Genomic DNA, 24,565 nt, shown 5'->3' with positions numbered 1-24,565 from the left:
GAAGCGAAGCTTACGGCTTTACACCGGCTCGAACCGGTACCCGTCCCACGCCTGGCTCTCGGGCTCTCTGATCCCCGCACCGGGTTCTCGGAGTTCGTCGACGTAGACAGGCTCGACTTCGTCGCCCGTCTCGAGGTCGTCGCTGGTGGCCTGCCCGATCGCTCGGACCGGCTCGCCGTCGACGTCGAACTCGACGATGGCGAGCGTGTTCGGTTCGCGGACGCCGGGCGGCGTCGCCGTGCTCGTCGTCCACGTGATCACCTCGGCGGTGTACTCGCTCAGGTCGATCGTCTCGACCGGCTCGCTGCCGTCCGGGCCGACCGGGTGGCCGGGGTAGCTGATCGATCCGTCTTCGTAGCGATAGGCTTCCATGGTCATGCTGCAGCCTCCATGATGGTCGTGATGACGCAGTTTCCGAACCCGCCGACGTTACAGCACAGGCCCACGTCCGCGTCGACCTGTCGCGGTCCCGCCTCGCCCATGAGCTGTTCGTAGATTTCGACGCCCTGTGCGACGCCGCTGGCTCCCAGCGGATGGCCTTTCGATTTCAACCCGCCGGAGGTGTTGATCGGCAACTCGCCGTCCCGATCCGTGTACCCCTCCTCGACTAACTTCCAGGCCTCGCCCTGCTCTGCGAAGCCGAGTCCCTCCATCTGGAGGAACTCGAGGATCGTGAACATGTCGTGTAACTCCGCGACGTCGACGTCGTCCGGCTCGCGGTCGGCCATTTCGAATGCACCGTCGCCGCTCTCGACGACGCCGCCCATTATCGTCGGATCCGGCCGTTCGTGGACGACGTGGGTGTCAGTCGCGCCGTCGATCCCCGAGATCACGACGTAGTCGTCCGTGTACTCCGCCGCCACCGACTCCGGACAGAGCATCAGCGCGGCGCTGCCGTCGGTGATCGGGCAGAAGTCGTAGAGCCGAAGCGGGTCGGCGACGATCGGCGACTCGAGGATCGTCTCGAGGTCGACTTCCTTCTGGAACTGGGCGTTCGGATTGTCGACGCCGTTCTTGTGGTTTTTCGCCGCGACTTTGCCGAGACTCTCTCGGGGCGCGTCGAAGCGCTCGAGGTAGTGTCGCGCGGTGAGCCCGGCGAAAGAGGGGAGCGTGACCCCGTGTTTGTACTCACAGGGATGCGTGAGCGACGCGATGACGTCCGTCGCCTCGGCGGTGGTGCGGTGTGTCATTTTCTCCCCGCCGACGAGCAGCGTCATGTCGCTCGCGCCGCTTGCGACAGAGCGCCACGCCGCGTAGATCCCCGCGCCGCCGCTCGAGCTCGTCTGATCGACTCGTTCGGTGTAGGCCGGCACCGCGCCCAGGTCGTGGACGAGGGCGTTGACGACGCCCGTCTGCCCTTCGAACTCGCCGCTTGCCATGTTCGAGACGTACAGGTGATCGACGTCCGTGGGGTCGACCGCCGCGTCCTCGAGACACGCACTGCCGGCCTCGGCGAGCAGCTCGCGGATCCACTCGTCCCGCTGGCCGAACTGGGTCATCGAGGCCCCGATGATTGCAACTCGTTCCATACCGTGACAATCACGGGAAGTCGGTTTATATCGTTGGGTTGTGGGTCGATCCGCGAGAAGGAGATCGCGTTCGAAGGCTGGTCAGGCCGAGGCCGCCTCGAGTTCGCTCGCCCGCGAGCGCGCCTGCGAGATCACCATCGGTCGCGCTTCGAACGAGAGGAGAACGTCCTCGTCGCCGTAGGTGACGTCCTCGACGTTCGCGTTGTCGTGGATCCACGAGACCAGGCTCATCGTGTCGTCGGTCATCGGCAACACGAGCCGCTCGCGCTCCCAGTCGGGGAGTTCCCGATCGATCCGCTCGAGCAGTTCGTCCACGTTCGTTCCCTCGCGGGCGCTGACGGTGACCGGGTTCGGCGCGAGCGCCGAGAGGGCGGCGGCCTTCTCCTCGAGTTCCGCCTCGCTCACGGCGTCGATCTTGTTGAGAACGGTGACGATCGGCGCCTCGTTACGTTCGTAGAGCGTGTCGTGGCAGGTGACGAGTTTCTCGTGTATCTCGTCGATCGGTTCGCTGACGTCGACGACGAGCAAGACGAGATCGGCCCGGTAGACCGAATCGAGCGTCGACTTGAACGACTCGACCAGCCAGTGAGGGAGGTCGCTGATGAAACCGACCGTATCCGTCACGAGGACGTCTCGTGGCTCGAGGGCCGCCCGTCGTGTCGTCGTTCCGAGCGTCGTAAAGAGCCGATCCTGAGACTCGGCCGTCGAATCGAGATCCGGGTGGAGTTCCTCGTTCTCGTCGACGTCCAGGTCGTCCGCGAGTTGGCGGAGCAACGTCGATTTCCCCGCGTTCGTATAGCCAGCGAGTGCGACGAGGTCGAAGCCGGAGGCCCGACGGCGCTCGCGTCGGTGCTGTTCGGTCTGCTCGATCTGCTCGAGTTCGTCCCTGATCCGACTGATCTGGGCTTTGATGTCCTGTTCGCGGCTCTCGTCGTACTCGCCAAGCCCCATGAACCCGGGGTGTTCGTCCCGCTTTGCCAGACTCGTCTTGGCCTCCGCACGCGGGAGTTCGTATCGAAGCTCGGCGAGTTCGACCTGCAGTTGGGCCTTCCGGGTCTGCGCTCGCTGGCCGAAGATCTCGAGGATCAGCGTGAATCGATCGAGGATCTCGACCCCTTCGGGGAGCAACTTCCCCAGATTGTACATCTGATACGGACCGAGCCGATTGTCGAAGATGACCGTCTTCGCGTCGGTCGCTTCGGCCTCCGCCGCGAGTTCGTGGGCTTTCCCCTCGCCGAGTTGTAACGCGGCGTCGGCCGTTCGAGACTGCGTTATCTCCCCGACGACGTCGTACCCCGCGGCCCGCGCGAGGTCTCGTATCTCCGTCGTGTCCGGCGTTCCCGAATCGATCCGCTTTGCGATAAGTGCCTTCATGCGAGTAGGTGTGTCCCCTCCGAGCGGTCGTGGGTCGATATCGCGGGCGCTCGTCGCGCTCGAGCGGTGGTCCAGAACCGCGACTGGCGCTCGGGACGACTAGAGATGCCCGCCGGTCACCCCGATTGACGCTGTGGGAGTCATACGCTTCCCTACGGGTCCAACCGCCTTGAATCCCGTGGCGTCTCCCGAGGCACCGAGCGCTCTCTCTTCGGGCGTGCGAGCCACTGCCTCCATCAGTCGGTCGGTTCCGTCAGCGTATTTATCAACTGTCAACCACTCACAGCGTGCTGATACTCGAGACGCGAACACGCGGACAGTCGTCGCATCTCGAATGTCACGTACCACAACTGCTTTGATCACCGGCCCCTTCGGATCGATCGATGGTGGAAATCGATCCGACGTCGATGGGGTTCGAGTTCGCCGCGAGCGCCGTTCTCGGCGGGCTGATCGGCTTCGCGGTCAAGACCGTCGCGAAACTCGTCGCGGTTATCGTCGGCGTCGAACTCGTCATCTTTCGATACCTCGAGTCCAACGGCGTCGTGACCGTCGACTGGGACCGACTCAGCGCCGGCCTACTCGAGACACAGGAACGAGCACAAGAAGGGGCCGACTGGATCGAATCGATCGTCTCGACGACCACCGTGGGCGTCGGGTTCGCGAGCGGCTTTCTGCTGGGCTACTACCGTGCGTAGTCGGCCGTACTAGAAGGAAGTCTGCCGTACTCGTGTCCTCGAGCCGTTATCGCGTGCGGAGATCGTCTTTGTCCTTGACGACCTGCGTTTCCGCTTCGCCGCTCGTGTTCTCGTTGACGACGTCGTAGAAGTCGTTTTGCAGGCCCGCGGGGAACGTCACGACGCCGATCCACGACCCGTCGGGTTGCCACTCTTCGCTCTCGAGGTCGCCGTACTGGCGAATCTTCGCCTGCGCGCTGCCCGCGTACTCTGCCGGGATCTGGACGGCGATCGAAACCTCCTCGAACCGGATCGGAATCACCGGCCGCAGCGCGTCGAGCGCGTCGTCGACCTGTTCGCTCACCGGTTCCATCGGATCGACGGTGAACCCGGCTTCCTCGAGCGCGCTCTCGATGCGCTCGGGCGGGTGCGGCGCGTCGTCCATCTGCGGGTTGATGGCGTTTCGCGCGATCGTCGTGATGAGTTGTTTCCGTTTCTGTTCTTGCATCTCGCGGCGCTGCTCGGCCGTGATCTGGATCTCCCCTCTCTCGATCACTTCCGGAATGATCTCGAGCGGATCCGTCGTGTCGAACACTTTTTCGAGATCGTTTTCGGCGGGCCGGTCGCCGCTCGAGGCGTCTTCGAACACGTCTTCGGCGGCGATGTGGTCTTCCAGGTCGTCGTCGAACTCGCCGCGTTTGATCTCGAGTGCCGCATCGGGGTCGACAAGCACTTCGAACCGCGCCCCGTGTGACTCGAGTCGCGCCGTCACCGCCTCGTCGAGTGATATCATACCAGTGCTTACCTCCGGCCGAGTAAAAGAGCTTTTGTCGTCGGCGACGGTTTCCTGTCCGTCGATTTCGACGGTGTGGCTCTCAGGGTTCGGACGAGCCACGACGCCACGCGATCGGTTCGATGACTCGAGGTCCGGTACAACCTCCGCTCGAGGCGATGTCAACACTATCCTTTCTCGTTAACTGATGGGCGGTGTCGCACGAAAACGAAAATCGAGCGGCTACGTTACTCGTCGTCTGCTTCGTCGGCGTCTTCCTCGCCGAGGAGGTCGTTCTCCTCGAGGTGGGTCTCGATCTGGTCGAGACCAAACTGCTCGAAGGACTCTGATTCGGCGTCGACGGTCGCGAGGCCGACTTCGGACGGCAGGAGGCTCCCGTCGTTGACCGACGCGAGCGCGTCGAGCGCGAGCGAGATGCCGCCGTCGAGATCCGCTTCGGGGTCGTAGTTCTCCTCGAGGTAGTTCTGGAGTTCGCCACGGTCTGCACCGACCGCGAGCGCCTTCCACTCGTAGGGCGTCCCGGATGGGTCCGTCTCGAACAGGCGCGGTTCGCCGTTCTCGATACCGCCGACGATGAGCGCAACGCCGAACGGCCGCGCACCGCCGACCTGGGTGTACTGCTGGATGTGATCGGTGACGTTCTTGGTCAGCGTTTCGACGCCCACGGGCTCGCCGTAGCGCAGGTGGTTGACCTGGGCCTGGCGACGGGCGAAGTCGATCAGCTGTCGCGCGTCGGCGACGTGGCCCGCGCTCGCGATGCCGATATGATCGTCCGCCTTGTGGATCTTTTCGACGCTCGAGTCCTCGAGAAGCGGGGACGGGATCCGCTTGTCGACCGCGAGCACGACGCCGTTTTCCGTTCGAATGCCGATACTCGCCGTTCCGCGTTTGACCGCCTCGCGGGCGTACTCGACCTGGTAGAGTCGGCCGTCGGGCGAGAAGATCGTGATGCCTCGGTCGTACGCCTGCTGTTGGGCTTGTCCCTGCATAGTATCACACTAAATCGAGGTCTGTCGCGCCGACGAACGCGTCGTCGAGCCGGATGTCCGCGGCAGCGTTTCGTCCGACTGCGACTCGCTCAGCGTTCTCAAACACGACGTTTCTCTCTGCCGGGACTTGCCCGCGTTTACCTAAAAACTTTTCTTCAGCGGCACGGATCGTGCCACTGATCCCAGTGACGCGAATACCGACGGGAAACCCGTCGATGCGGTCGATACAGGCGAGCGCCGCTCTCGCCGGCTCCGTCTCCCCGCGGCGAACTTTGACGACCGATTCGCCGATCCCGTCGCCGAACTCGAACCTGACGACGGAGAGTTCGGCGTCCGCGCTCCCCGGATCGCCGAGGAGATTCTGCCCCGCATACCAGAGGTCGCGCTGGAACGCCCGTCGATCGATCGTCGCGTCGGGCCAGGTCTCGAGTTCGACCGCGAGATAGCGCCACCGTGGCCTGAGGTGTTTCGGCAGGTGTTTCATCTGTCGTTCGCAGGTGCCGTTCGCGCCGATTCCGGGCGCTCGGCGACGAGGACGCCGACCTGTCCGTGGACTCGCTCGACCGCGGTCAGGGAGAATCCGGCGTCGGTCAGCGCGTCGGCGAGGGTACCGACGGTCGCCGGATCGTCGACCTCGGGCGAGTAGAACGGTTCGTCGGGGTCGCGCTCGTCGAAGACCATCACGTCGCCGAGGACGAACCGACGAGGCTCGAGGGAAGCGATAACCTCGATCGCCTCCCGCTTTTCCGCGTCCCCGAGGTGGTGCATCGCGAAGTTCGACGCGACGATATCGACCGGCCCGTCGTACTCCGGCTCTCGAAAGGAGCCGCTCGCGAACGAGACGTTCTCGACGCCCCGCTCGTCGGCGTTCGCGTGCGCCTGCTCGAGCATTCCCTCGCTAATATCCCGGCCCACGACCCGCTCGGCGTCGGGTGCGAGCGCGAGTGCGATCGCGCCCGTCCCGGTCGCGAGATCGAGGACGACGTCGTCGGAATCCGGAGCGGCGTGCTCGACGACGAGCTCCGCACAGGCCTTGTACTCTGGCGATTTGTCGTCGTCGTACTCGCTCGCGATCTCGTCGAAGCGCGCGGCGTGTTCGTCAAGACTCTTCTTCATAGTGTCCACGTTCGACCCCCGGCTCAATGAACGAATCGGACTGGATCGTTCGGTTGCGCTCGGCGAGCGCCCGCCACTCCTCGAGACCCGCCTCGATCCACGCCCCGGAGACGCCGAGTTGCTCGCCCAGCGCACGCAGCTCTCGCGGCGCGCGGAACTCGAGGTGCGACGCGGGGTCGGCGCTGACGACGTAGGGCGCGTCGTAGTAGTCGACGAGTTCGCGTAGCTTCCGAAGCGACTGGATGGTTCGGACGCGTCGACCGCCGCTCTTTCGGAGGACGGCACCGAGATTGAACTCGAGTCTGACGCCGTTCTCGACGGCGGCCTTGACGAGCACGTGATTGACGTCGCCGCCTCCGGCGACCGGGTGAGCGAGCACGTCGACCTTCTCGTTTTCGACGGCGAACCGATTCATCTCGTTCGTGCCGCCGTGGATCGCGAGGAGGGTTTTCGAGGGCCGATAGTGGCCGACCGAGCCGCTCGCCTGATCCGGCGAGTCGGCTCTGATCTCGATGCCGTCGACCACGTCGATACCGTACTCGGCCTCGATGCGGTCGGCGTCGTACTCCGCGCTCGAGTCGTCGTGATTTCGGACGACCACGCCCTCGAACCCGTACGCTCTCGCGGTCTGTGCCACTCGAGCGACGGTGCTCGGGCCGTCGGGTCGCGCGTGGGCGCCCTCGTACATACGCAGGCTCAGCAGCGGCGAAAACTTGGAAGTTGCGTTTACGGGCGGCAGTCGCAGGTGTCGCGTCGGAGGGGTGGCCAAACACGAAGAACTTCGTCCGATTACGTCGAGGGGCCTCACGCGGTGAGCAGCGCCACGCCCCCGCCGCCGACGATGGCCAGGCCGCCGAGACCGAAACAGACGATCCAGAACGGCACGCGCTCGACGACCCGCAGTAGGAGCCCGATCGTCGCGTAGCCGACCACCGCGCTCGTGAGGACGGCGACGGCCGCCATCTCGAGGCCGATGCCCGGAATCCCGCCTTCGGTGACGTAGGTTAATACGCCCGCGGCGATCCCCGCGGGGATCGAAAGCAGGAAGGAGAGTCGGAACGCCGAGGGTGCCCGATAGGAGCGAAAGAGAAGCGTACTCGTCGTGACGCCCGACCGCGAGACGCCGGGGAGGATCGAGAACCCCTGTATCCCGCCGACGATCACGGCGTCCCGGAGCGTGGGTTCCGTTCGATCGGCGAATTCCACCGATTTCGAGGCCAGTTCCAACGCGCCGGTGGCTACGAGGAGAACGCCGATAGCGGCGATGAACAGACCGCCGCTGAGTTCGCTCGCGACGTCGATCGCGAGGAAGTAAATCGGCAGGCCGATCGCCCCCGTCGCGAGGGTCGCGACGATGACGAACGTCGTCACCGCGTTCTGACCGGTAAACGCCGTTCGCGGTCGCCACCGGGGCACGGCCTCGAGGCTTTCGCCGATCTCTCCGCGGTAGTAAACCGCGGCCGAGAGCGTCGTTCCGAACTGCAGGAACAGCGCGAGTTGCAGGGCGTGATCCGGCGCGACGTCGAACAGCGTGAGAAACAGCGAGAGGTTGCCCTGCGAGGAGATCGGCAGCCACTCGACGACTCCCTGGACGATCCCGGCGAGAATAGCGATCAGGAGGTCCCAGTAACCGGTCATTCGACGGTCACGCTCTTTGCGAGGGTCCGCTGTTCGTCGATCGACCGCCCCATTTCGTGGGCCGACCTGTGTGCGACGAGCTGCAACTGGACGTTCGCGAGGACGGCGGTGCGTTCGGCGAAGACGTGCTCGAGGATCGGTTTCGTCGCGGCGGGCAACATGAATTTCGGCCGATGTCTGGTCAGGGACCGAAGGCGCACGGCCTCGCCCGCGGCCAGCCCGATCGCGGATCGAACGCTCATTGGTTCGGTTGGATGAGCGCCTCTGGTGTATGTCTACTGGTTGAACGCACTGGCCAAACGGATCGTGCCACACGCGTCGAGTCACCCACCGATCGAGTGGGCCCGCTCCGAGTCGGTGCGTTTTCCCTCGCGGAGGCCCCAGTGTCGCGTATGATCGACGCGAACACGCCGGTTCTGGACAATCACATGCACCTGGACCCGGATCACGGACGGGGCATCGACGCCGTCGAGGACTTCGCCCGACTCGGCGGGACGCACCTCCTCGTCGTCAACAAACCCTCGTGGCATCTCGGCGTCGAAGCGGAGAACGGCGAGGACTTCCGCTCGGTCTTCGAGCGCACGCTCGAGGTCGTCGAAGCCGCCTCGGACGTGCTCGACGGGCGGGCGTGGCCGGTCCTCGGCGTTCATCCGGGCCTCGTCTCGCGGCTCGTCGACGAACGCGGGTACGCGACCGAGGACGCCCGCGACGTCATGCAGGGCGGACTCGACGTCGCGGCCGAGTACGTCGCGTCGGGCGATGCCCTGGCGCTGAAATCCGGTCGTCCGCACTACGAGGTCGACGACGCCGTCTGGGCGGCCTCGAACGAGGTCATGCGACACGCCTTCGATCACGGCGCCTCCCTCGAGTGTGCGGTCCAGCTACACACCGAGGCGAGCGAGTCGATGCCGGACGTCGCCGCGTGGGCTGAAGACGCCGGACTGCCGGCCCACCGCGTCGTCAAACACTACGCCGCGGGCCGACTCGAGGGGCCGACACCGAGCGTGATGAGCGAGAAAGACCGGCTCGAGACCGCGGCCGAACGCGGCGAACCGTTCCTGATGGAGACGGATTTCGTCGACGATCCCGACCGACCGGGCGCGGTGCTGGGTCCCAAGACCGTCCCCCGACGCGTCCGCTGGCTCCGAGAGGAGGGACACGAGGAGGCGGTTCGGATCGCCCACGTCGAGACGCCCGAGCGCGTCTACGACATCGATACGGTTGCGACGCTCTCGGACGCGTAGGTTTCGACCCCCGGGGACGCCTAACGCCTCGAGCCGTCCGAAATCGGCATCGAAACGGTTCCGCGCACTGACCCATGTAGAGAAAGGCATTTCAAGCGGCCGGTGTAGGTGTGAGTATGAGCAATCCCCCGACGGAGTTCTATTCAGCGGAACGATGGCAAAACTGGATCGGTCGCATTCAGGACGAGGAGATCGATCCGGAAGACGAGGATTCGGCGCGCCTGCTGTTGAATCTGCAAGACGACACGGCGATCGCCGTCGCGAAAATCGTCGCGGCCTACGACGACGGGGAGATCGATCAGGAGACCGCACTCGAGGAGATTCAGGACGTCCGCGACATCGTCCTCTCGGAGGTCGACCTGGCGGACGAGGAGAAACTGATCCTCGTCGACGGCGTCCAGACGAGTCTCGTCTGCGTCTTCTTCGCCGCCGAGGAGTACATCGCGGACGGCCCGGCCGAGGACGGCACCGTCGACGATTACGTCGGCGCTGCGGCCGACGCCGAATCCGAGGAGGACCTCGACGCGGCGCTGGGCTACGCGGCGCAGGCCGGGACGCTGATCATCGACGGTGAGGAACTCGACATGACGATGGCCGAAGAGCTCGAGTACGGCCTCGTCACCGAGTGGATCAACGGGCTGGACAGCTTACAGAGCGCGATGAGCGACCCCGAGGTCGTCGAAGAGGACGAGTGACGGCCGCCGCCGTCTGAGTCCGACTCGCCCGCCTCGAACGACGGGCACGGGGATGATTCTCCGCGGAACAGCTCGCAACTGCATCGTAACGAGGCCGAGTGCCGACAGTCGGCCTCGAGCGGTCGGGCCATCCAAGCGGCAGCTGATAGGTCCGACAATGGAACCGCCACACTCCTCCCAGCGGTGACCGGGACGGCCCGTCGGAAACCTTCGATTCGTATGGGATTCGTGACACCCCACAAATGCTTTAGGGACCCCATCGCGTACGTGGATTCATGTACGTCCGAGACGCGAAAAACAGGGAAGAGGTCTGGCTTCTCGATCAGATCGAGTCGATGGGGCTCGACGAAACATCGTTTCGCTCTCGAGACTACGTCGTCGCGGTCGACGAGGAGTCGGGATCGAAAGCGGGGTTCGCCCGGATCCGCGTGCACAAAATCGACGAGAGCGCCGACGACGGGCGGACTGAGTGCTGTGAACTCACGAGTATCGGCGTACTCGAGAACTGGCGCGGCCAGGGCGTCGGCGCGCACATCATCGAACGGCTAGTCGAGTACGCGGGCGACGACGGATTCGAAACGGTCTACGCGCTGACGAGCGAATCGGACTACCTGCGGCAGTTCGGCTTCGAGCGGATCGACGAGAGCGCGCTTCCGGAACCGCTGGTCGACAGACTCGCACAGAAGCGCGATGGCATCGATCCGGACGCGGTCCCGCTCGCGCTCGCCGTCGAATCGTTCGACCTTCCGGACCGGCTCAGGGAGGCGTTCAAGCGAGCGAGCGAACACGACGGATCGACGGAGTCAAGTACCGAGTCGCCAGAGGATTTCGGTATCGATTCGGAGTCGGCCACCTACAAGTATGACACAGGACGATGACACTCGACGGCGGATCCCCCGTCGCATCCGGGCGATTAGTCCGGATCGAATCGGGGCCGGCAATAGACGCACATTTATCAACTTTCAAGCCCCACCCGGGCGTCGATATTCATAATGTTCGATCCTGACGATCTCGAGACGATCCGCGAGGAGCGCGACGCGTGGGAGGAGTCGACCGTCGAGCCCGTGGTCGAGCGATTCGGGGAACGAAAGGAGACGTTCACGACCGACACGGGCGGGCAGGAGGTCGATCGACTCTACACGCCCGCGGACGTCGCCGACCTCGATTATCAGGAGGACCTCGGCTATCCGGGCGAGCCGCCGTACACGCGCGGCGTCTACTCGACTGGCCACCGGGGACGCCTCTGGACGATGCGACAGTACGCGGGCTTCTCGACCCCGGAAGACACCAACGAGCGCTATCACTACCTGCTCGATCAGGGACAGACCGGCCTGTCGATGGCCTTCGACCTGCCGACGCAGATGGGCTACGACTCGGACGCCGCCATGGCCGCGGGAGAGGTCGGCAAAGCCGGCGTCGCGATCGATTCGCTCGACGATATGCTCACCGTCTTCGACGGGATTCCGCTCGACGAAGTGAGCACCTCGATGACGATCAACGCGCCCGCGTCCGTCCTGCTGGCGATGTACATCGCGGTCGGCGACCAGCAGGGCGTCGATCGCTCGGAACTCCGGGGGACGATCCAGAACGACCTGCTCAAGGAGTACATCGCCCGAAACACCTACATCTACCCGCCGGAGCCGTCGATGCGGATCATCACTGACATCTTCGAGTTCTGCGCCGCCGAGACGCCGAAGTTCAACACCATCTCCATCTCGGGGTATCACATCCGCGAAGCGGGTGCGACCGCCGCCCAAGAACTCGCGTTCACGCTCGGCGACGGCCTCGAGTACGTCGAGGCGGCCATCGACGCCGGCCTCGACGTTGACGACTTCGCGCCACAACTGTCCTTTTTCTTCAACGGCCACAACAACATCTTCGAGGAGGTGGCGAAGTTCCGGGCCGCTCGGCGCATGTGGCACGACATCATGGACGAGCGGTTCGATCCCGACGATCCGAAGTCCAAACAGCTCAAGTTCCACACCCAGACCGCGGGCTCGATGCTCACCGCCCAGCAGATCGAGAACAACGTCGTTCGGGTCGCCTACCAGGCGCTCGCTGCGGTTCTGGGCGGCACCCAGAGCCTCCACACGAACGGGAAAGACGAGGCGCTTGCGCTGCCGACCGAAGAGTCCGTTCGCACCGCGTTGCGAACCCAGCAGATTCTCGCCCACGAGTCGGGGGCGGCCGATACGATCGATCCGCTTGCCGGCAGTTACTACGTCGAATCGCTCACCGATGAGGTCGAATCCGAGGCCTACGACATCCTAGAGGAGGTCGACGAACGCGGCGGGATGCTCGAGGCGGTCGAACAGCAGTGGGTCCAGCGCCAGATTCAGGACACGGCGTTCGACCGACAGCGCGAAATCGAGGAGAAAGAGCGGATCATCGTCGGCGTCAACGAGTTCGAGGTCGACGAAGAGCCAGCGATGGACGTCGAGGAAGTGACCGAGGAAGACGAGCGCCGGAAGGTCGAGGGCCTCGAGGCGACCCGCGCCGACCGAGACGAAGCCGCGGTCGAGGAGACGCTCGAGGCACTTCGTGGGGCGGCAAACGGCGACGAGAACATCATGCCGTACATCATCGACGCCGTCAAGGCCTACGCCACCGTCGGCGAGATCTGTAACGTCATGCGCGAGGAGTTCGGCGAGTACCAGGCCGCCGGCGCAGTCTAACAGTCTAAGGTACACTGGCAACTGTCGGAACCACGACCCGAACCTGCATTCGAAATGACGGATTATCTATTGTTGCCGGTTGTGTGAAACCAGACAAGAACGCTCGCCGGTCGATACCGTGCTCTAATGGGACAGATCAGTCATTCTTCGGCGCATCAGAAAGTTAGGATGGCCAGTAGAATTATTCTCGGTTAATTGCGATAGTACAATATGCGGGCGTTCATTGACAGAGTGTGCAGATTTCTAACAGAACTCATGGCGGACGAACAGAAACGGAATCCGGTTCCCGACGGCGGGACGGGAGCGATACCTTCTGCGGGAGACGAAGCCGTTCTCGAGGGAGCGATCGATGCGAGCGTACTGCTCGGGGAGGTACTCGAAAACTTAAACGAGTCAGCTATCATCGCCGACGCGGACGGTGTTATCACGCACTGCAACCACAACGCGTGTGACCTCTTCGGGGTGAGCAGCGAGCGGGCCGTCGGCTCACGTATGAACGAACTACACGAGACGACCCAATCGCTGGCCGAGGAGGTTCTCGAGAGCGGACAAGCCGTCCGCCAGCGAGAGACGGAATTGCAGATCGGCGACGAACGGGTTCCCATCAGGCGGTCGGGAATGCCCTTCGAACGTGACGACGGCACGATCATCGGTGCGATAGTACTCGACCACGACATGACCGAACTCGCGAGAGAACGCGAGCGAACGTCCTGTCTCGTCTCCTACCAAGCCCAAGTGATGAGCAATCTCCGCAACGACCTCGAACGCTTTTCGCAGGGCGATTTAACGATCGACCCGTCGGTTCCCGAACCGGATGGCGATTTCGAAGAGATCCGCGAGGTGTACGACGAGTTTACTGAACTGAACGCCTACCTCGACACCGCCGTCGAAAACGTCCGGGGAGTGCTCGAGCAGCTCACGGAGCTTGCAAACGACCTCGAGGGTGACAGCCAAACGCTGAGTGCGAACGCCGAGGAGGTCTCGAGTTCCGTCGAGGAAATCACCGCCTCAAGCGAAGAAATGACCGATGGGACCGGCGATCTCGCGAGACAAGTCGAACGAGTCGACGGAGCCGTCACCGATCTGTCGGCGTCGATCGAGGAAATCACCGCGACGACACACGAAATAGACACCCAATCAGAAAAGGCGACTAAGTTGGCTCGCGACGGGATGACAGACGCCACTGCGGCTATCGATGACATTCGGTCCGCGGTCGATGCATCGGAAGCGATTGTCAACGAGATTTCGACGCTCGAAAAGCGGATGAGCGAAATCGAACGAATCCTCGATGTCATTACGGACATCGCCGACCAGACGAATCTGCTGGCGGTAAACGCCTCGATCGAAGCGGCAACCGCAGGTGAAAGCGGCGAAGGATTCGCCGTCGTCGCCGACGAAATCAAACAGCTCGCCGAGGAATCACAGGACTCCGCTGCCGAAATCGAGTCGATCGTGACGGACGCGCAGACACAAACGTCCACGCTCGCGGACTCGATCGACGCCGCAAACGGAAAGATCAAAAATGGCGCTGACGCGGTGGAAACCGTCGTCGATCGGGTAGAAACCATCGAATCCGTCATCGAAGAAACGAGCCAAGGTGCGAAAGAGATTAGCTCCGCCGTCGAGAGTCAGGCGGAAAACGTCGACGACGTTAGCGCGCTAACGGGTGATACTGCCGCACTCGGGGAGGAAATTTCCGCTTCGGTTCAACAGATTACCGCCGGGGTCGAACAGCAGTCGGCGGCAATGGAAGACGTTGCGTCGATGGCTGAACGACTCAGCGCGACGAGCGAAACTCTCTACGAACGCCTCGACCGGTTTCAACTCGCGGCCGACGAAAGTGCGAACCTCGACCGTATCGACGAGGCAGACGTCGAAGCCGTGAACTGAGCGCGTCTCCCGAATCCATATCCGTTCGGTCGGGACATTGACTGTTACCGAGAGTCAACTACTCTTCTATCTCTTCGTCCGCCTGCACCTCGGCGTCTTCATCGGCCGCCGTTTCGTCCTCGTCTTCGTCCGCTTGCTCGTCTTCTCCTTCGTCGTCGAACGTCGCGCTCGTCGCCGGTTCGAACTCCTCGATCGGTTCCCACTCTTCGTCCTCGCCCGACCGGCGACGACGCAGCAACTCGAGTCCGACGACGCCGACGATCAGGAGTCCGACCCGTAGCAGTCGACTCGAACCTCCCGTCTCGTCGGTTTCCATCTCGGCCATCGGCTCGCCCGAATCCTCGACCGCCTCCTCGAGCGCGTCGGGTGTCTCGACGTCCTCGAGCGGCGTGTCGTCGGTGTCTAACTCGCCGCTGCCGAGGAGGTAGCCGATCGCGACGCCGAGTCCAAGCAGGCCGCCCGCCAGCGGGAGCGCCCGTCCGCCCATCGATCCGGACCCCTCGGATTCCTCGACGGCCTCGAGGATCGGCTCTCGCATCGGCGACTGCATTCCTCTGCTCACGGCTTCCTTGACCAGCAGCGTCGACAACGTGTCGTCTCCGTGTTCCATTTCTGGCATGATCTGGGCGACGAGAGCGCCGTTGATAGTTCTGTCCAACGTTCCGATCGAGTCACAGAGCGCGACGAACGGTAGCGATCCCGTACTCGAGTCCCGACGCGAATAACCGTCTCTTACTCGCACAGAAAGCGCGCGTATATCGCCGCTTCGGGCACTTACCTGTTCGAATTTTCAACTGGTCGAGCGTTCATCTACCCGGGTGTCCGACTGCTCGAGTGTACGAACCGGACCGCTCAGTCCTCGCGGAGTGTGTGGCAGTGACGACAGCGCGCCTCGTAGGATTCGGCCGCGCCGACGAGGATCGTCGGATCGTCGACGTGTGCCGGTTCGCCGTCGACGAGTCGCTGGTTCCGCGTCGCGGGCTCGCCACAGACCGCACAGATCGCGCGGAACTTCTCGACGTACTCGGCGACGGCGACCATGTGCGGAAGCGGGTCGAACGGCTCACCGCGGAACGTCTGGTCGGTGCCGCTGACGATCACCCGCCGACCGTCGGCCGCGAGTCGCTCGCAGACGTCGACCAGCGAGTTCGAAAAGAAGTTCGCCTCGTCGAACGCGACTACCTCCTCCCCGTTGCACGCCGCGAACACGGCCTCGAGATCGGTTTCGGGGTCGATCGGCGTCGCGTCCCAGCTGCGGCCGTCGTGAGAGCCGATCGTGGTCTCGCCGTATCGGTCGTCGATGGCGGGGGTGAAGGCGACGACCTCCTGTCCGGCGATCTCGGCGCGGCGCAACCGACGCAGGAGTTCCTCGGTTTTGCCCGAGAACATGCTCCCCGTGATTACCTCGATCCAGCCGCCGTTCGTGATCGCGTGCATCGGTTTCAAGGGGGTAAGCCGTCGTTAAATGGGTTGTTCTTCACGCCATCCGGACGGTGCTGTCGTTTGTACTGCTCAGCGAGTAATAATGATGCCATAACGAAACCCCAACTATCCGAAACCGAAGACAGCAATGAGCGTCATCAGTCACCCCGAGGCCCTCGGCCGCACGGCGAGACGGCGGGTGCGCTGGATGACCGCCGCGGCGTGTTCGACCGCGATCGAGGCCCTCGCCGTCGGCGCGTGGTTTCTGCTCGTCGTCCTCGAAACGCGAACCGCCGCGACGGCGCTCGTCGGCGTCGGGATTCTCTTCTGCGGATCGGTGCTTCGAGCGTCGATTTTTCGCGCGACGACGAGCGAACGCGGCGACGTCCTCAAGCCGAGTCGACTCTGTACCGCGGTCTTCGTCACCGCCGGCTGGGTGTGCTGGTTGCTCGTGGCGGAGTCGATCGGCGGGGCTCGCGGCGTTCTCGCCGCGGGGATCGTTCTCGTCGGCGCGGTACTCGCTCGATTCACACTCGAGCGGCGAGTCTTCGACGGAAAACGATCGGACCGCGGGAGGTCAGTCGTCTGGTGTCAGTTCGTCCCCGCGGTGCTCGTCGCCGCCGGCGCGAGCGCGTTGCTCTCGTCGGTCTGGTTCGTCGACTGGTCGATTGCCTCACCGCCGATCTCGCTCGTCTCGAGCCGGTTCGTCCTCCACGTCGAGGCCGCCCAGATCGGGTTCGCGCTGTTCGGACTCATCACGTTTCTGGCCTACCAACAGCGGTTTCGGACCGCGCTCGAGACGTGACCGCATCGTCACCGGTCTCGGTCGTAGCACGAACTCTAGACAAACGTCCGTCACTCCCGAAGTCCGACAGTTCATGTTCCTTCGCGGAGTCTGTGAAGATAGATAATGTCCGAATCGTCCGATACCGAACCGTCGGATACCGAGCCGTCCGGGGCCTCACTTTCCTATCGGAAAATCCTCGAGCGCGAGATGGAAAGCGCGCTCAAGGAGATCAACCGGCCGCCGAAAGGGGTCTTTCTCTCGGGGCTGTCCGCGGGGCTCAACCTGAGTTTCGGCGCGATGCTCATGGCGATGGTGCTGACCTATTCCGGCGGGTTCGAGTCGCGGCTCGTCCAGCAGGCGGCACTCGGCGGCGTGTCCTCGATCGCGTTCCTGTTCGTCGTCATCGGGCAAACGGAGCTTTTCACCGCCCACTCGACGATGGCGATCCTTCCAGTGCTCGACGGGAGAGCGACGTTCCAGGAACTCGGTCGCGTCTGGGGAGTCACGTACGCCTCGAACCTCGTCGGATGCGCGTTGTTCGCCGGACTCATCACGCTCGTCGGGCCAGCGCTCGGAATTTTCGACGCGAGCGCGTTCGGGACGTTAGCGACCGCACTGGTCCCCTATCCGGGGTGGGTCATCTTCGCGAGCGCGGTGATCGCCGGCTGGCTCATGGGGCTGGTCACGTGGCTGTCGGCGGCCAGTCGGGACACCGTCAGCCGGATCCTGTTCGTGCTCATCGTCACGGCCGTGATCGGGTTCGGCCCCTTCCACCACAGCATTCTCGGCACGACGGAGGTTCTCACGGCGATCCTCCTGGGACAGGGCGTCTCGATCGGCCAGTTCGCGCACTTTCTCACCTGGACGACGATCGGCAACATCGTCGGCGGGGCCGTGTTCGTCGGACTGTTAAATTACGGTCACGTCGCGCTGGCCGGCGAAAAACAGGACGTCGATTTCGAGGCGGCAAATCGGAACGAGTGATCGGACAAGCCAACGCGAAAACGATCGGGGTGAAATAGTTCAGCCAGTCTGAACCGGCCTATCGAAGGCGAACGATCGTTCGATCGCTCCGTTTCTCGACTTGGACGAGACCGTCGTCAGAAAGATCAGAAAGGAGGCCCCGAAGCCACTCCCGCCCGTGCTCGCCGTCGGGCGCGTAGTCGACGCGAATTCGATGGCCGAGCGTGTCGAGCTCCATCTCGTCGTGCTCGTCGAGGAGTCGAATCACGCGTCCTCGGAACTGTCGGCGGCTCCCCTCGAAACTCGGCTGGGTGGGAACGTCGGGAGCCGTGAAGTCGCCGGTCTGATAGGCGTGACACCACTCGCGCCACGGACACCCGGCCTCGTCACAGCGGGGCGTCTTTTCACACGCGACGCCACCGAGTTCCATGATGGCGTTGTTCCAGACCCTCGAGCGGCCGTCGGGCATGAGTCGGTTTGCGGCCGTTTCGAACGCATCGTCGTCGTCTGGGATATCGAACGCGCGGTAGACGACCCGCTTTACGTTGGTATCGACGACGGCGTCGCCGGCGTTGAACGCGAAACTCGAGACCGCGTTGGCGGTGTAGGGTCCGACACCCATCAGTTCCTCGAGTTCGTCGGGCGTCTCGGGAAACTCGCCGTCGTACTCGGCTTCGACCTGCTGGGCGGCCTCGTGGAGGTACTTCGCCCGGTTGTTGTACCCGAGGCTGTGAGACGTCCAGAAGCCGACGACAGCGGATCGATCCGCTGCGGCCAGATCCGCTGTCGTCGGCCAGCGTTCGAGAAACGCCTCCCAGGCCTCAACGACGCGACCGAGTTGGGTCTGCTGGCTCATCACCTCGCTGACGAGGATCTCGTAGGCGTCGTCGGTCTCGCGCCACGGGAACGAACGGTGGTCGTCCGCGTACCACTCGATCAGCGCCGTTCGGACGGCCTCGAGGTCCTCCGGAAGCGTCCACGCCGTCTGGCGACCCTGCTCGGCTGGCGCGTCTGTCATCGCCGGGAGTTAGGGAAGCGACGGTTTAGGCGTGGTGATCCGCGAGACCGCTGCGATGTCGGACGAGCACGAAAGCCCTATACGACCGACTCGAGTCCACCAGTATGTGACTCTCGACGACCTCAACGACGAGATTACGGAATCGTACTCGAGTCTGGGCGACGAACTCGAGGTGGCGCTAGACCGGGAGACGAGAAACGAACTTGCGCTGCTCGAGACCGCCATGGAGCCCGAATCGACGGACGAACTCGTCCGACGCGCGGTCCACATGCTCTTTCAGACGACGGTCGAATCCGGGAACCTCGATTTTCACCTGCGCTCCGGATTCGACGTCACCTACGACGAGTACCTCTCGGGGATGACCTTCGACGAGATGACCGGTGCCGACAACTATCCGTCGATGGACGACGAGCGCCGGTACCAGTTCTGAAACCAGTCAGCAACCGTTCGGTAGTCACGCGGCCGCGTGAGAGTACGCCCACCCGATCGACCGTCGCGGTAGCGTTGGAGCGACCGTCACGACAGCGTCGACTCGAGGAGACCGATCCGCTCGGCATTCCCGAAGTAGGCGGGAGTGTGCTCGTGGAGTGTTTCCGGCGTGCGGTCGAGGATCGATTTTTGACCGGTCGAGGACTGGCCGCCTGCGGCTTCGACGATGTACGCGATCGGGTTCGCTTCGTACTGGAGTCGAAGGTCCCCGCTCGGACTCGTGGTTCGCTCGGGGTAGCCGACCACGCCACCGTCGACGAGTAAATGGTTGATGTCCGCAACCATCGCTCCCGTGTACCGAAGTTTGTGCTTCCGATGGAACTCGCTCCAGCAGTCTCGGACGGCCTCCGGCCACTCGTTCGTCGAGCCGGCGAACCCGCAGATGTCGCCCTCGTCGGGGATGGCCACGGGACTCGAGTCCACGATACGTCCGTCGTCGACGACGTGTCGCGTGACCGTCCCGTCGACTGCGACCGTTATCGTCGTGTACGGTCCGTAGAGGAGCACCATGCTGGCGACGAGATCGCGACCGCTGGCCGGAAGCGGCCCGTCGTAAATCCCAACGACGGTTCCGACGATGTTGTTCGATCGGAGATTCGACGACCCGTCGAGCGGATCGATGGCGACGCTAAACCCGTCGCCGACGTCTTCGACGGCCTCGCGTTCTTCGCTCGCGTACGCACCGACCGCCTCGAGGGCGCTCACCCGCTCGCGAAAGAGCCGGTCGATCTCCCGGTCGGCGGCCGACTGAACGTCGCCACTCGGGTTTTCCGTCGCCGTCTTTCCGCGGGCCGTACGCAATTTCTCACGGACGTCGGGGACGCTCGAGACGAGCGCATCGACGATCGGGTCTACCGCCGTCATCGATTACACCCGCTCGTCGCGGCTTCCGTCGGCTCGCGGTCCGCTCCGTCGATACGTAACGCCCGCTGCGTTCGTCTCGAGTTCGGCGGCCAGCTGGCCACTCACGAGAATAGCCTCCGGAGCCGGGCGAAGAGCCCTTTCGATGGGTCGCCGCCGAGCTGTTTGGTGTCGGCATCGGTATCGGTCTCTCGAGCCGACGTCGTCTCTTCGTTCTCCGCTGCCGTCCCAGCGCCATCGCCCGTCTCCGAACCGGCGTCGCGGTCGCTCGCTTCGACGGTGCCCGTCTCGCCGCCCTCGGCGAGTTGCACTGCGTCCTCGATCAGTCCCTCGGCGTCGTTGACCCCGTCCTTGACGGTTCCCTCGACGACGGGCTTGTGATCGAAACGGTCCTGATTGACGGCCGTGTCCGCGGCGATGATAACGGCATCGGCGTCGTCGATATCGTCGGCCGTAAGCTCGTTTTCGGCACCCATCGCGCCCTGGACCTCGACTTGGATGTCGTGGCCTTGCTCGCGGGCGGTGGTCTCTATGTTCTCTGCTGCCATCTGGCTGTGTGCGATACCTGTCGGACAGGACGTAATTGCGACGAGTTTCATTGGTCGGTGTTGCGTTGGATTCGGTCGATAACGTGCTCTCTGGTCGGTGCCTCGAGCGCCCGAGAGGCGTACTCCGTCGCCGTCTCGGTTTCGATCGATCGGACGGTCGCTTTGACGTCTGGAACGGTGACCGCGCTCATACTGAGCTCGTCGAGTCCGAGACCGACGAGGAGTTCGGTCAGATCCGGGTCCCCGGCCATCTCCCCGCACATGCCGACCCACGCATCGTTTTCGTGGGCGGCCTCGATCGTTCGGGCGATGGCCCGCAAGACGGCCGGTCGACGCGGATCTCGGAGCTCCGCGACGCGTTCGTTTTCGCGCGCTGCGGCCATAACGTACTGGGTGAGATCGTTCGTTCCGATGCTGAGGAACTCGACCCGTTCGGCAAGCTCCGGCGCGGCGAAGACGGCGCCGGGGGTTTCGATCATCACGCCGAGTTCGGGGATCGAATAGTCGACTCCCTCCGCCTCGAGCGTCTCCGCGACCGCCTCGACTGTCTCGAGTGCGGCGTCGAGTTCCTCGGGCGTCGCGACGACTGGGAACATAACCGACAGCTGTCCGTCACCATCCGCAGCTGCTCGAAACAGCGCTCGAAGCTGCGTCTCGAACAGGTCGGCGTCGGGACCGAGCGAGCGTCGGATCCCCCGCTCCCCGAGGAAGGGATTCTCCTCGTCGGGCAGGTTGAGGTAGGGAATCTGCTTGTCGCCGCCGATGTCGAGCGTCCGGACGACGACGCGACCGTCGGGGAACGTCTCGAGGGCGTCCGTATACGCTTCGTACTGCTCTGTCTCGTCCGGTGCCTGCTCGCGGTCGAGAAATAGGAACTCCGTGCGGTAGAGACCGATACCGTCGGCCCCACGCGCCTTCGCGCCCTCGAGTTCGGCGGGCTGGCCGACGTTCGCGGCGACTTCGACGGCGGTCCCGTCGGCGGTCGTTACCGGGTCTTCGTGGATCGTCTCCTCGTGGGTGGTCCGTGCCGTCTCCCGGCGCTTGTCGCTCGGATCGACGACGAGTTCGCCGGCGTCGCCGTCGACGACGACCGTCGCGTCGCTTTCGACGTCGCGGAGGTCGTCACCGACGCCGACGACGGCCGGAAGCGCCAGCGACCGGGCGAAGATCGCCGCGTGCGAGGTCCGTCCGCCCGTGGCGGTGGCGAACCCGGCGACGCGATCTGGATCGAGCTGTGCCGTGTCGCTCGGCGTGAGCCGATCGGCGAGCACGACCGACCCCTCGGGAAGGCTGCCGAGATCGACTCGATCGCCGTCGGTGAGCAGCCTGACGAGCCGATCGCGAACGTCGCGCAGGTCGTCCGCTCGCTCGGCCATCCGGCCGTCCATTCCCTCGAACTGTTCGATCGGGTCGGCGAACGCCCGCGTTACCGCGTTCTCGGCCGGGAGTCCGTCGTCGGTCGCGCGCTCGACGCCGTCTTCGATCTGCGGGTCCGCGAGGAACTGCAAGTGGGCATCGAAGACCTCGGCTTCCTGCTCGCCGACGCGTTCTTCGGTCCGTTCCCGTTCGGCCTCGAGTTCGTCTCGAGCCATCTCGCGTGCGTCTTCGAACCGTTCGCGCTCGCTCTCCGGATCGACGGAAACGGAATCCGGGTCCGGAAGGTCGGTCGATGTACTGTACCAGACGACCGTCCCGACGCCGGATCGTGGCGTCGCCCCCGTTCCAGTGAGTGTGCGTTCCGGCATCGATCTAACTGTCTGCATCTGCGATCTCGTCCTCTGGTGTGGTCAGAACGCGCTCGAGGGCATCGAGCGTCGTTTCTTCGTCCGGTCCGTCCGCGACGAGTCGGACTTCTTCGCCAGCTTCGGCACCGAGGCTGGTGACCGCGATCATGCTTCCGGCGGCGATGAGGTCGTCCTCGTCGGCGAGGCCGACCTGCACGTCCGACTCGTGATCGTTCACCGTTTCGACGAATTTCGCGGCCGGTCGCGCGTGCAATCCGGCCTCGGGAACGATTGTCACGGTTCGTTCTGCGCTCATGCGATCGCCTCCGTGAGGACTGCCTGTACGTCTTCGGGTGTCTCCGCGGCGTACAGCTCATCGCGCGTCTCGTCGTGCATGAGCGCTCGAGAGAGCGTACTCAGGATCGAGAGGTGTTCGTCCGCGCCGGATTCGGGGACAAGAATCATGAAGATGAGACGGGCGGGTTCGCCGTCCATCGAGCCGAAGTCGACGCCCTCCTCCGAGCGGGTAAACGCCACGGACGGCTCGCTGACGGCTTCGGTCTGGGCGTGGGGGATCCCGATACCCATGCCGACGCCGGTCGTCGTCTCCTCCTCGCGAGCCAGTAGCGCCTCGAGGGCCGTCTCGCGGTCGTCGACCCGGTCCGCCTCGACGAGCAGGTCCAGGAGGTATTCGATGCAGTCTCGTTTGTCGGCGGGCGGCGACTCGAGCGAGATGTGTTCGGTGGGGGCGAGCGTCTCGATTCTATCTTCGGAGAGTGTTTCAGTCATGGTGAATGCGTGTTGTCTAGCGGTGAGCGGTTGTTAAACGTAGGGCGATCAGTCGTTCGTCTGGGCCGCCTGTGCGGTCGGGCCCGTTTCGGCATCGACGTCGGCGACCGTTTTCTCGAAGTCCGGTTTGATAGCCGTTGCGACGGTCGCGGTCACTATCGTGCCGAGTGCGATACACCCGAGGAAGACGAGCGCTTTGCTCGAAAGCAGGAACACGAAGATGCCGCCGTGGGGCGCGGGCATGGTCACGCCGAGCCAGAGCGCGGTCGCACCGGCGGTCGCGCTCCCGATCATACAACTCGGGATGACGCGGAGCGGATCGGCCGCGGCGTAGGGAATCGCACCCTCGGTGATGAACGCGAGACCGAGGGGCACCGCCGCTTTGGCGTTCTCGTACATCTCGGCGGAGTACTTCTGGGGGGCGATGAAGTTAGAGAGCGCCAGACCGAGCGGCGGCGTCATGCCGGCGATCATCACGGCGGCCATCGGTCCGAAAATCTGGTCGCCGACGAGCGCGGTGGCGAACACGTACGCGACTTTGTTGATGGGGCCGCCCATATCGGCCGCCATCATCGCACCCAGAACCGCCCCGAGCAGGAGCGCGTTCGCTCCAGTCATAGAGCCGAGGACCGTCGTCAACGTGTCGTCGACGATCGCGATCGGAACCCCGAGTCCGACGACCACGAGCGGTGCCAGAAGCGCGGTCGTTAACACCGGGATAATCAATACCGGCATCATGGGTTCGACGACGGACGGCACCGACCAGCCCTTGATCCACCGAGCGACGTACCCGGCCAGAAGCCCCGCGATCAGTGCGCCGAGGAATCCGGCGGAGGCACCGTCCGCGGTGAAGCCGACGAGCGAGCCGGCGGCCCCGATGATCGCTGTTTGCTGGACCGCCCACGACAGGATGAACCCTGGTGCCAGTCCTGGCCGATCGGCGATCGCGTAGGCGATGTACGCCCCCAGAATGGGGACCATCATCGTCAGACCGAGTCCGCCGATTTCACCCAGATACCACGGAAGCGTTCCCGTCGATTGGAAGACCGTCTCCGTCGTTGCTCCCGCGCCGGGCAAGGTAACGCCGAGAACGCTATCGGGAAGCTCGGCGACGGCGTACGCCAGCGCAGTGAATATTCCCCCGATCGTGACGAACGGAATCATGAACGACACGCCGGTCATCACGTCCTCTTTGACCGTGGTGACGTGCGACCGGAGTGCGGTTTCTGCTTTGTCTGCTGATGGCATGGTCTATATAACCTCTGTATTAATCAATATAATCTTCGAATACGATTGTTTCTGGATATAAAATCCGGATAAAACACTAGCGCGTTCACGAAGTTTATC

The 24,565-nt window shown here is 64.0% G+C and carries 28 protein-coding genes; 9 read left to right on the top strand and 19 right to left on the bottom strand.

Annotated features, from left to right (window positions below; translation table 11 throughout):
* Positions 1-18: 18 nt before the first annotated feature.
* The 3 genes from BM348_RS06860 to hflX form a co-directional block, all read right to left on the bottom strand.
* Positions 19-378 carry a nucleic acid-binding protein gene (locus tag BM348_RS06860; RefSeq protein ID WP_092903192.1) on the bottom strand — a complete coding sequence of 120 codons (360 nt, stop codon included), beginning with the start codon at positions 376-378 and terminating at the stop codon, positions 19-21.
* Positions 375-1,529, bottom strand: coding sequence for a thiolase family protein (locus BM348_RS06855; protein WP_092903190.1), 1,155 nt, complete (start codon positions 1,527-1,529; stop codon positions 375-377). The genes BM348_RS06860 and BM348_RS06855 overlap by 4 nt, the downstream gene beginning before the upstream one ends.
* Before the next feature lie 81 nt (positions 1,530-1,610).
* Entirely contained in the window at positions 1,611-2,903 is a 1,293-nt protein-coding gene (hflX, locus tag BM348_RS06850; RefSeq protein ID WP_092903188.1) for a GTPase HflX, read from the bottom strand.
* Positions 2,904-3,286: 383 nt separating this feature from the next.
* On the opposite strand from hflX, the gene BM348_RS06845 reads away from it, so the two are divergent.
* Complete coding sequence (locus BM348_RS06845) at positions 3,287-3,598, top strand: FUN14 domain-containing protein (RefSeq protein WP_092903185.1); 312 nt, start codon at positions 3,287-3,289, stop codon at positions 3,596-3,598.
* A 46-nt stretch (positions 3,599-3,644) separates the two neighbouring features.
* Here the strand turns inward: BM348_RS06845 and BM348_RS06840 are convergent, their stop codons facing one another.
* From BM348_RS06840 to BM348_RS22290, 7 genes are all read right to left on the bottom strand, one after another.
* A complete protein-coding gene (locus BM348_RS06840) occupies positions 3,645-4,370 on the bottom strand; it encodes a ribosome assembly factor SBDS (protein WP_092903670.1) in 726 nt (241 codons plus the stop codon).
* A gap of 227 nt (positions 4,371-4,597) precedes the next feature.
* Positions 4,598-5,359, bottom strand: a complete 762-nt coding sequence (psmA, locus tag BM348_RS06835; RefSeq protein WP_092903183.1) for an archaeal proteasome endopeptidase complex subunit alpha — start codon at positions 5,357-5,359, stop codon at positions 4,598-4,600.
* A gap of 4 nt (positions 5,360-5,363) precedes the next feature.
* Entirely contained in the window at positions 5,364-5,843 is a 480-nt protein-coding gene (locus BM348_RS06830; protein WP_092903181.1) for an Rpp14/Pop5 family protein, read from the bottom strand.
* A complete protein-coding gene (locus tag BM348_RS06825; RefSeq protein ID WP_092903179.1) occupies positions 5,840-6,475 on the bottom strand; it encodes a class I SAM-dependent methyltransferase in 636 nt (211 codons plus the stop codon). The genes BM348_RS06830 and BM348_RS06825 overlap by 4 nt, the downstream gene beginning before the upstream one ends.
* On the bottom strand, positions 6,459-7,163 hold the full coding sequence (locus tag BM348_RS06820; protein WP_092903177.1) for an RNase P subunit p30 family protein: 705 nt from the start codon (positions 7,161-7,163) through the stop codon (positions 6,459-6,461). Before BM348_RS06820 ends, BM348_RS06825 begins: the two co-directional genes overlap by 17 nt.
* A gap of 116 nt (positions 7,164-7,279) precedes the next feature.
* Positions 7,280-8,113 (bottom strand): undecaprenyl-diphosphate phosphatase, encoded by an 834-nt coding sequence (locus BM348_RS06815; RefSeq protein ID WP_092903175.1) that lies wholly within the window; start codon positions 8,111-8,113, stop codon positions 7,280-7,282.
* Positions 8,110-8,355 carry a sugar phosphate nucleotidyltransferase gene (locus BM348_RS22290; RefSeq protein WP_092903173.1) on the bottom strand — a complete coding sequence of 82 codons (246 nt, stop codon included), beginning with the start codon at positions 8,353-8,355 and terminating at the stop codon, positions 8,110-8,112. Before BM348_RS22290 ends, BM348_RS06815 begins: the two co-directional genes overlap by 4 nt.
* 150 nt (positions 8,356-8,505) lie before the next feature.
* Between BM348_RS22290 and BM348_RS06805 the strand changes: the two genes are divergently transcribed.
* From BM348_RS06805 to BM348_RS06785, 5 genes are all read left to right on the top strand, one after another.
* The gene (locus tag BM348_RS06805; RefSeq protein WP_092903668.1) at positions 8,506-9,357 is read left to right on the top strand and encodes a TatD family hydrolase; all 852 of its coding nucleotides are present in this window, start codon (positions 8,506-8,508) and stop codon (positions 9,355-9,357) included.
* 116 nt (positions 9,358-9,473) lie between these two features.
* Complete coding sequence (locus BM348_RS06800; protein WP_050049714.1) at positions 9,474-10,052, top strand: DUF2150 family protein; 579 nt, start codon at positions 9,474-9,476, stop codon at positions 10,050-10,052.
* A 275-nt stretch (positions 10,053-10,327) separates the two neighbouring features.
* Positions 10,328-10,930: a GNAT family N-acetyltransferase gene (locus BM348_RS06795; protein ID WP_092903171.1), complete on the top strand. Its 603-nt coding sequence runs from the start codon at positions 10,328-10,330 to the stop codon at positions 10,928-10,930.
* 114 nt (positions 10,931-11,044) lie between these two features.
* Entirely contained in the window at positions 11,045-12,727 is a 1,683-nt protein-coding gene (locus tag BM348_RS06790) for an acyl-CoA mutase large subunit family protein (RefSeq protein ID WP_092903169.1), read from the top strand.
* 255 nt (positions 12,728-12,982) lie between these two features.
* Complete coding sequence (locus tag BM348_RS06785; RefSeq protein WP_175507121.1) at positions 12,983-14,617, top strand: methyl-accepting chemotaxis protein; 1,635 nt, start codon at positions 12,983-12,985, stop codon at positions 14,615-14,617.
* Positions 14,618-14,675: 58 nt separating this feature from the next.
* Here BM348_RS06785 and BM348_RS06780 read toward each other — a convergent pair whose 3' ends face one another.
* Both BM348_RS06780 and BM348_RS06775 read right to left on the bottom strand, forming a co-directional pair.
* On the bottom strand, positions 14,676-15,236 hold the full coding sequence (locus tag BM348_RS06780; protein ID WP_092903165.1) for a hypothetical protein: 561 nt from the start codon (positions 15,234-15,236) through the stop codon (positions 14,676-14,678).
* Between the two features lie 233 nt (positions 15,237-15,469).
* Positions 15,470-16,054, bottom strand: coding sequence for a thymidine kinase (locus tag BM348_RS06775; RefSeq protein WP_092903163.1), 585 nt, complete (start codon positions 16,052-16,054; stop codon positions 15,470-15,472).
* Positions 16,055-16,187: 133 nt separating this feature from the next.
* Here BM348_RS06775 and BM348_RS06770 point away from each other — a divergent pair, with 133 nt between their 5' ends.
* The gene (locus tag BM348_RS06770; RefSeq protein WP_092903161.1) at positions 16,188-16,844 is read left to right on the top strand and encodes a hypothetical protein; all 657 of its coding nucleotides are present in this window, start codon (positions 16,188-16,190) and stop codon (positions 16,842-16,844) included.
* Positions 16,845-16,949: 105 nt separating this feature from the next.
* Complete coding sequence (locus BM348_RS06765) at positions 16,950-17,810, top strand: formate/nitrite transporter family protein (protein ID WP_217641995.1); 861 nt, start codon at positions 16,950-16,952, stop codon at positions 17,808-17,810.
* A gap of 58 nt (positions 17,811-17,868) precedes the next feature.
* On the opposite strand, the gene BM348_RS06760 is transcribed toward BM348_RS06765, so the two are convergent.
* On the bottom strand, positions 17,869-18,807 hold the full coding sequence (locus BM348_RS06760) for an A/G-specific adenine glycosylase (protein ID WP_092903159.1): 939 nt from the start codon (positions 18,805-18,807) through the stop codon (positions 17,869-17,871).
* 106 nt (positions 18,808-18,913) lie between these two features.
* Between BM348_RS06760 and BM348_RS06755 the strand changes: the two genes are divergently transcribed.
* Entirely contained in the window at positions 18,914-19,237 is a 324-nt protein-coding gene (locus BM348_RS06755) for a hypothetical protein (RefSeq protein ID WP_092903157.1), read from the top strand.
* Positions 19,238-19,323: 86 nt separating this feature from the next.
* Here BM348_RS06755 and BM348_RS06750 read toward each other — a convergent pair whose 3' ends face one another.
* The 6 genes from BM348_RS06750 to BM348_RS06725 form a co-directional block, all read right to left on the bottom strand.
* Positions 19,324-20,160 carry a class 1 fructose-bisphosphatase gene (locus BM348_RS06750; RefSeq protein WP_092903155.1) on the bottom strand — a complete coding sequence of 279 codons (837 nt, stop codon included), beginning with the start codon at positions 20,158-20,160 and terminating at the stop codon, positions 19,324-19,326.
* A gap of 101 nt (positions 20,161-20,261) precedes the next feature.
* Positions 20,262-20,756, bottom strand: a complete 495-nt coding sequence (locus BM348_RS06745) for a PTS fructose transporter subunit IIB (protein ID WP_092903153.1) — start codon at positions 20,754-20,756, stop codon at positions 20,262-20,264.
* Positions 20,753-22,450 carry a phosphoenolpyruvate--protein phosphotransferase gene (ptsP, locus tag BM348_RS06740; RefSeq protein WP_092903151.1) on the bottom strand — a complete coding sequence of 566 codons (1,698 nt, stop codon included), beginning with the start codon at positions 22,448-22,450 and terminating at the stop codon, positions 20,753-20,755. Before ptsP ends, BM348_RS06745 begins: the two co-directional genes overlap by 4 nt.
* 4 nt (positions 22,451-22,454) lie before the next feature.
* Entirely contained in the window at positions 22,455-22,745 is a 291-nt protein-coding gene (locus BM348_RS06735; protein ID WP_092903148.1) for an HPr family phosphocarrier protein, read from the bottom strand.
* Entirely contained in the window at positions 22,742-23,218 is a 477-nt protein-coding gene (locus BM348_RS06730; RefSeq protein WP_092903146.1) for a PTS sugar transporter subunit IIA, read from the bottom strand. Before BM348_RS06730 ends, BM348_RS06735 begins: the two co-directional genes overlap by 4 nt.
* A gap of 48 nt (positions 23,219-23,266) precedes the next feature.
* Positions 23,267-24,466: a PTS fructose transporter subunit IIC gene (locus tag BM348_RS06725; RefSeq protein ID WP_092903144.1), complete on the bottom strand. Its 1,200-nt coding sequence runs from the start codon at positions 24,464-24,466 to the stop codon at positions 23,267-23,269.
* Positions 24,467-24,565: the final 99 nt, after the last annotated feature.

Source organism: Halostagnicola kamekurae (assembly GCF_900116205.1).
Taxonomy (GTDB): Archaea; Halobacteriota; Halobacteria; order Halobacteriales; family Natrialbaceae; genus Halostagnicola; species Halostagnicola kamekurae.
The sequence above is the reverse complement of the archived record's forward strand: the minus strand, read 5'-3'. Positions and strand labels throughout refer to the sequence as shown.

Coding starts and splice junctions, on each gene's coding strand:
- BM348_RS06775 (WP_092903163.1), bottom strand. CDS start 16,054: ATGCACGCGATCACGAACGGCGGCTGGATCGAGGTAATCACGGGGAGC.
- BM348_RS06790 (WP_092903169.1), top strand. CDS start 11,045: ATGTTCGATCCTGACGATCTCGAGACGATCCGCGAGGAGCGCGACGCG.
- BM348_RS06845 (WP_092903185.1), top strand. CDS start 3,287: ATGGTGGAAATCGATCCGACGTCGATGGGGTTCGAGTTCGCCGCGAGC.
- BM348_RS06825 (WP_092903179.1), bottom strand. CDS start 6,475: ATGAAGAAGAGTCTTGACGAACACGCCGCGCGCTTCGACGAGATCGCG.
- BM348_RS06750 (WP_092903155.1), bottom strand. CDS start 20,160: ATGACGGCGGTAGACCCGATCGTCGATGCGCTCGTCTCGAGCGTCCCC.
- BM348_RS06820 (WP_092903177.1), bottom strand. CDS start 7,163: ATGTACGAGGGCGCCCACGCGCGACCCGACGGCCCGAGCACCGTCGCT.
- BM348_RS06800 (WP_050049714.1), top strand. CDS start 9,474: ATGAGCAATCCCCCGACGGAGTTCTATTCAGCGGAACGATGGCAAAAC.
- BM348_RS06795 (WP_092903171.1), top strand. CDS start 10,328: ATGTACGTCCGAGACGCGAAAAACAGGGAAGAGGTCTGGCTTCTCGAT.
- BM348_RS06830 (WP_092903181.1), bottom strand. CDS start 5,843: ATGAAACACCTGCCGAAACACCTCAGGCCACGGTGGCGCTATCTCGCG.
- BM348_RS06815 (WP_092903175.1), bottom strand. CDS start 8,113: ATGACCGGTTACTGGGACCTCCTGATCGCTATTCTCGCCGGGATCGTC.
- hflX (WP_092903188.1), bottom strand. CDS start 2,903: ATGAAGGCACTTATCGCAAAGCGGATCGATTCGGGAACGCCGGACACG.
- BM348_RS06760 (WP_092903159.1), bottom strand. CDS start 18,807: ATGACAGACGCGCCAGCCGAGCAGGGTCGCCAGACGGCGTGGACGCTT.
- BM348_RS06735 (WP_092903148.1), bottom strand. CDS start 22,745: ATGAGCGCAGAACGAACCGTGACAATCGTTCCCGAGGCCGGATTGCAC.
- BM348_RS06745 (WP_092903153.1), bottom strand. CDS start 20,756: ATGAAACTCGTCGCAATTACGTCCTGTCCGACAGGTATCGCACACAGC.
- BM348_RS06725 (WP_092903144.1), bottom strand. CDS start 24,466: ATGCCATCAGCAGACAAAGCAGAAACCGCACTCCGGTCGCACGTCACC.
- BM348_RS06730 (WP_092903146.1), bottom strand. CDS start 23,218: ATGACTGAAACACTCTCCGAAGATAGAATCGAGACGCTCGCCCCCACC.
- ptsP (WP_092903151.1), bottom strand. CDS start 22,450: ATGCCGGAACGCACACTCACTGGAACGGGGGCGACGCCACGATCCGGC.
- BM348_RS06805 (WP_092903668.1), top strand. CDS start 8,506: ATGATCGACGCGAACACGCCGGTTCTGGACAATCACATGCACCTGGAC.
- BM348_RS06840 (WP_092903670.1), bottom strand. CDS start 4,370: ATGATATCACTCGACGAGGCGGTGACGGCGCGACTCGAGTCACACGGG.
- BM348_RS06765 (WP_217641995.1), top strand. CDS start 16,950: ATGTCCGAATCGTCCGATACCGAACCGTCGGATACCGAGCCGTCCGGG.
- BM348_RS06780 (WP_092903165.1), bottom strand. CDS start 15,236: ATGCCAGAAATGGAACACGGAGACGACACGTTGTCGACGCTGCTGGTC.
- BM348_RS06855 (WP_092903190.1), bottom strand. CDS start 1,529: ATGGAACGAGTTGCAATCATCGGGGCCTCGATGACCCAGTTCGGCCAG.
- BM348_RS22290 (WP_092903173.1), bottom strand. CDS start 8,355: ATGAGCGTTCGATCCGCGATCGGGCTGGCCGCGGGCGAGGCCGTGCGC.
- BM348_RS06770 (WP_092903161.1), top strand. CDS start 16,188: ATGAGCGTCATCAGTCACCCCGAGGCCCTCGGCCGCACGGCGAGACGG.
- psmA (WP_092903183.1), bottom strand. CDS start 5,359: ATGCAGGGACAAGCCCAACAGCAGGCGTACGACCGAGGCATCACGATC.
- BM348_RS06860 (WP_092903192.1), bottom strand. CDS start 378: ATGACCATGGAAGCCTATCGCTACGAAGACGGATCGATCAGCTACCCC.
- BM348_RS06785 (WP_175507121.1), top strand. CDS start 12,983: ATGGCGGACGAACAGAAACGGAATCCGGTTCCCGACGGCGGGACGGGA.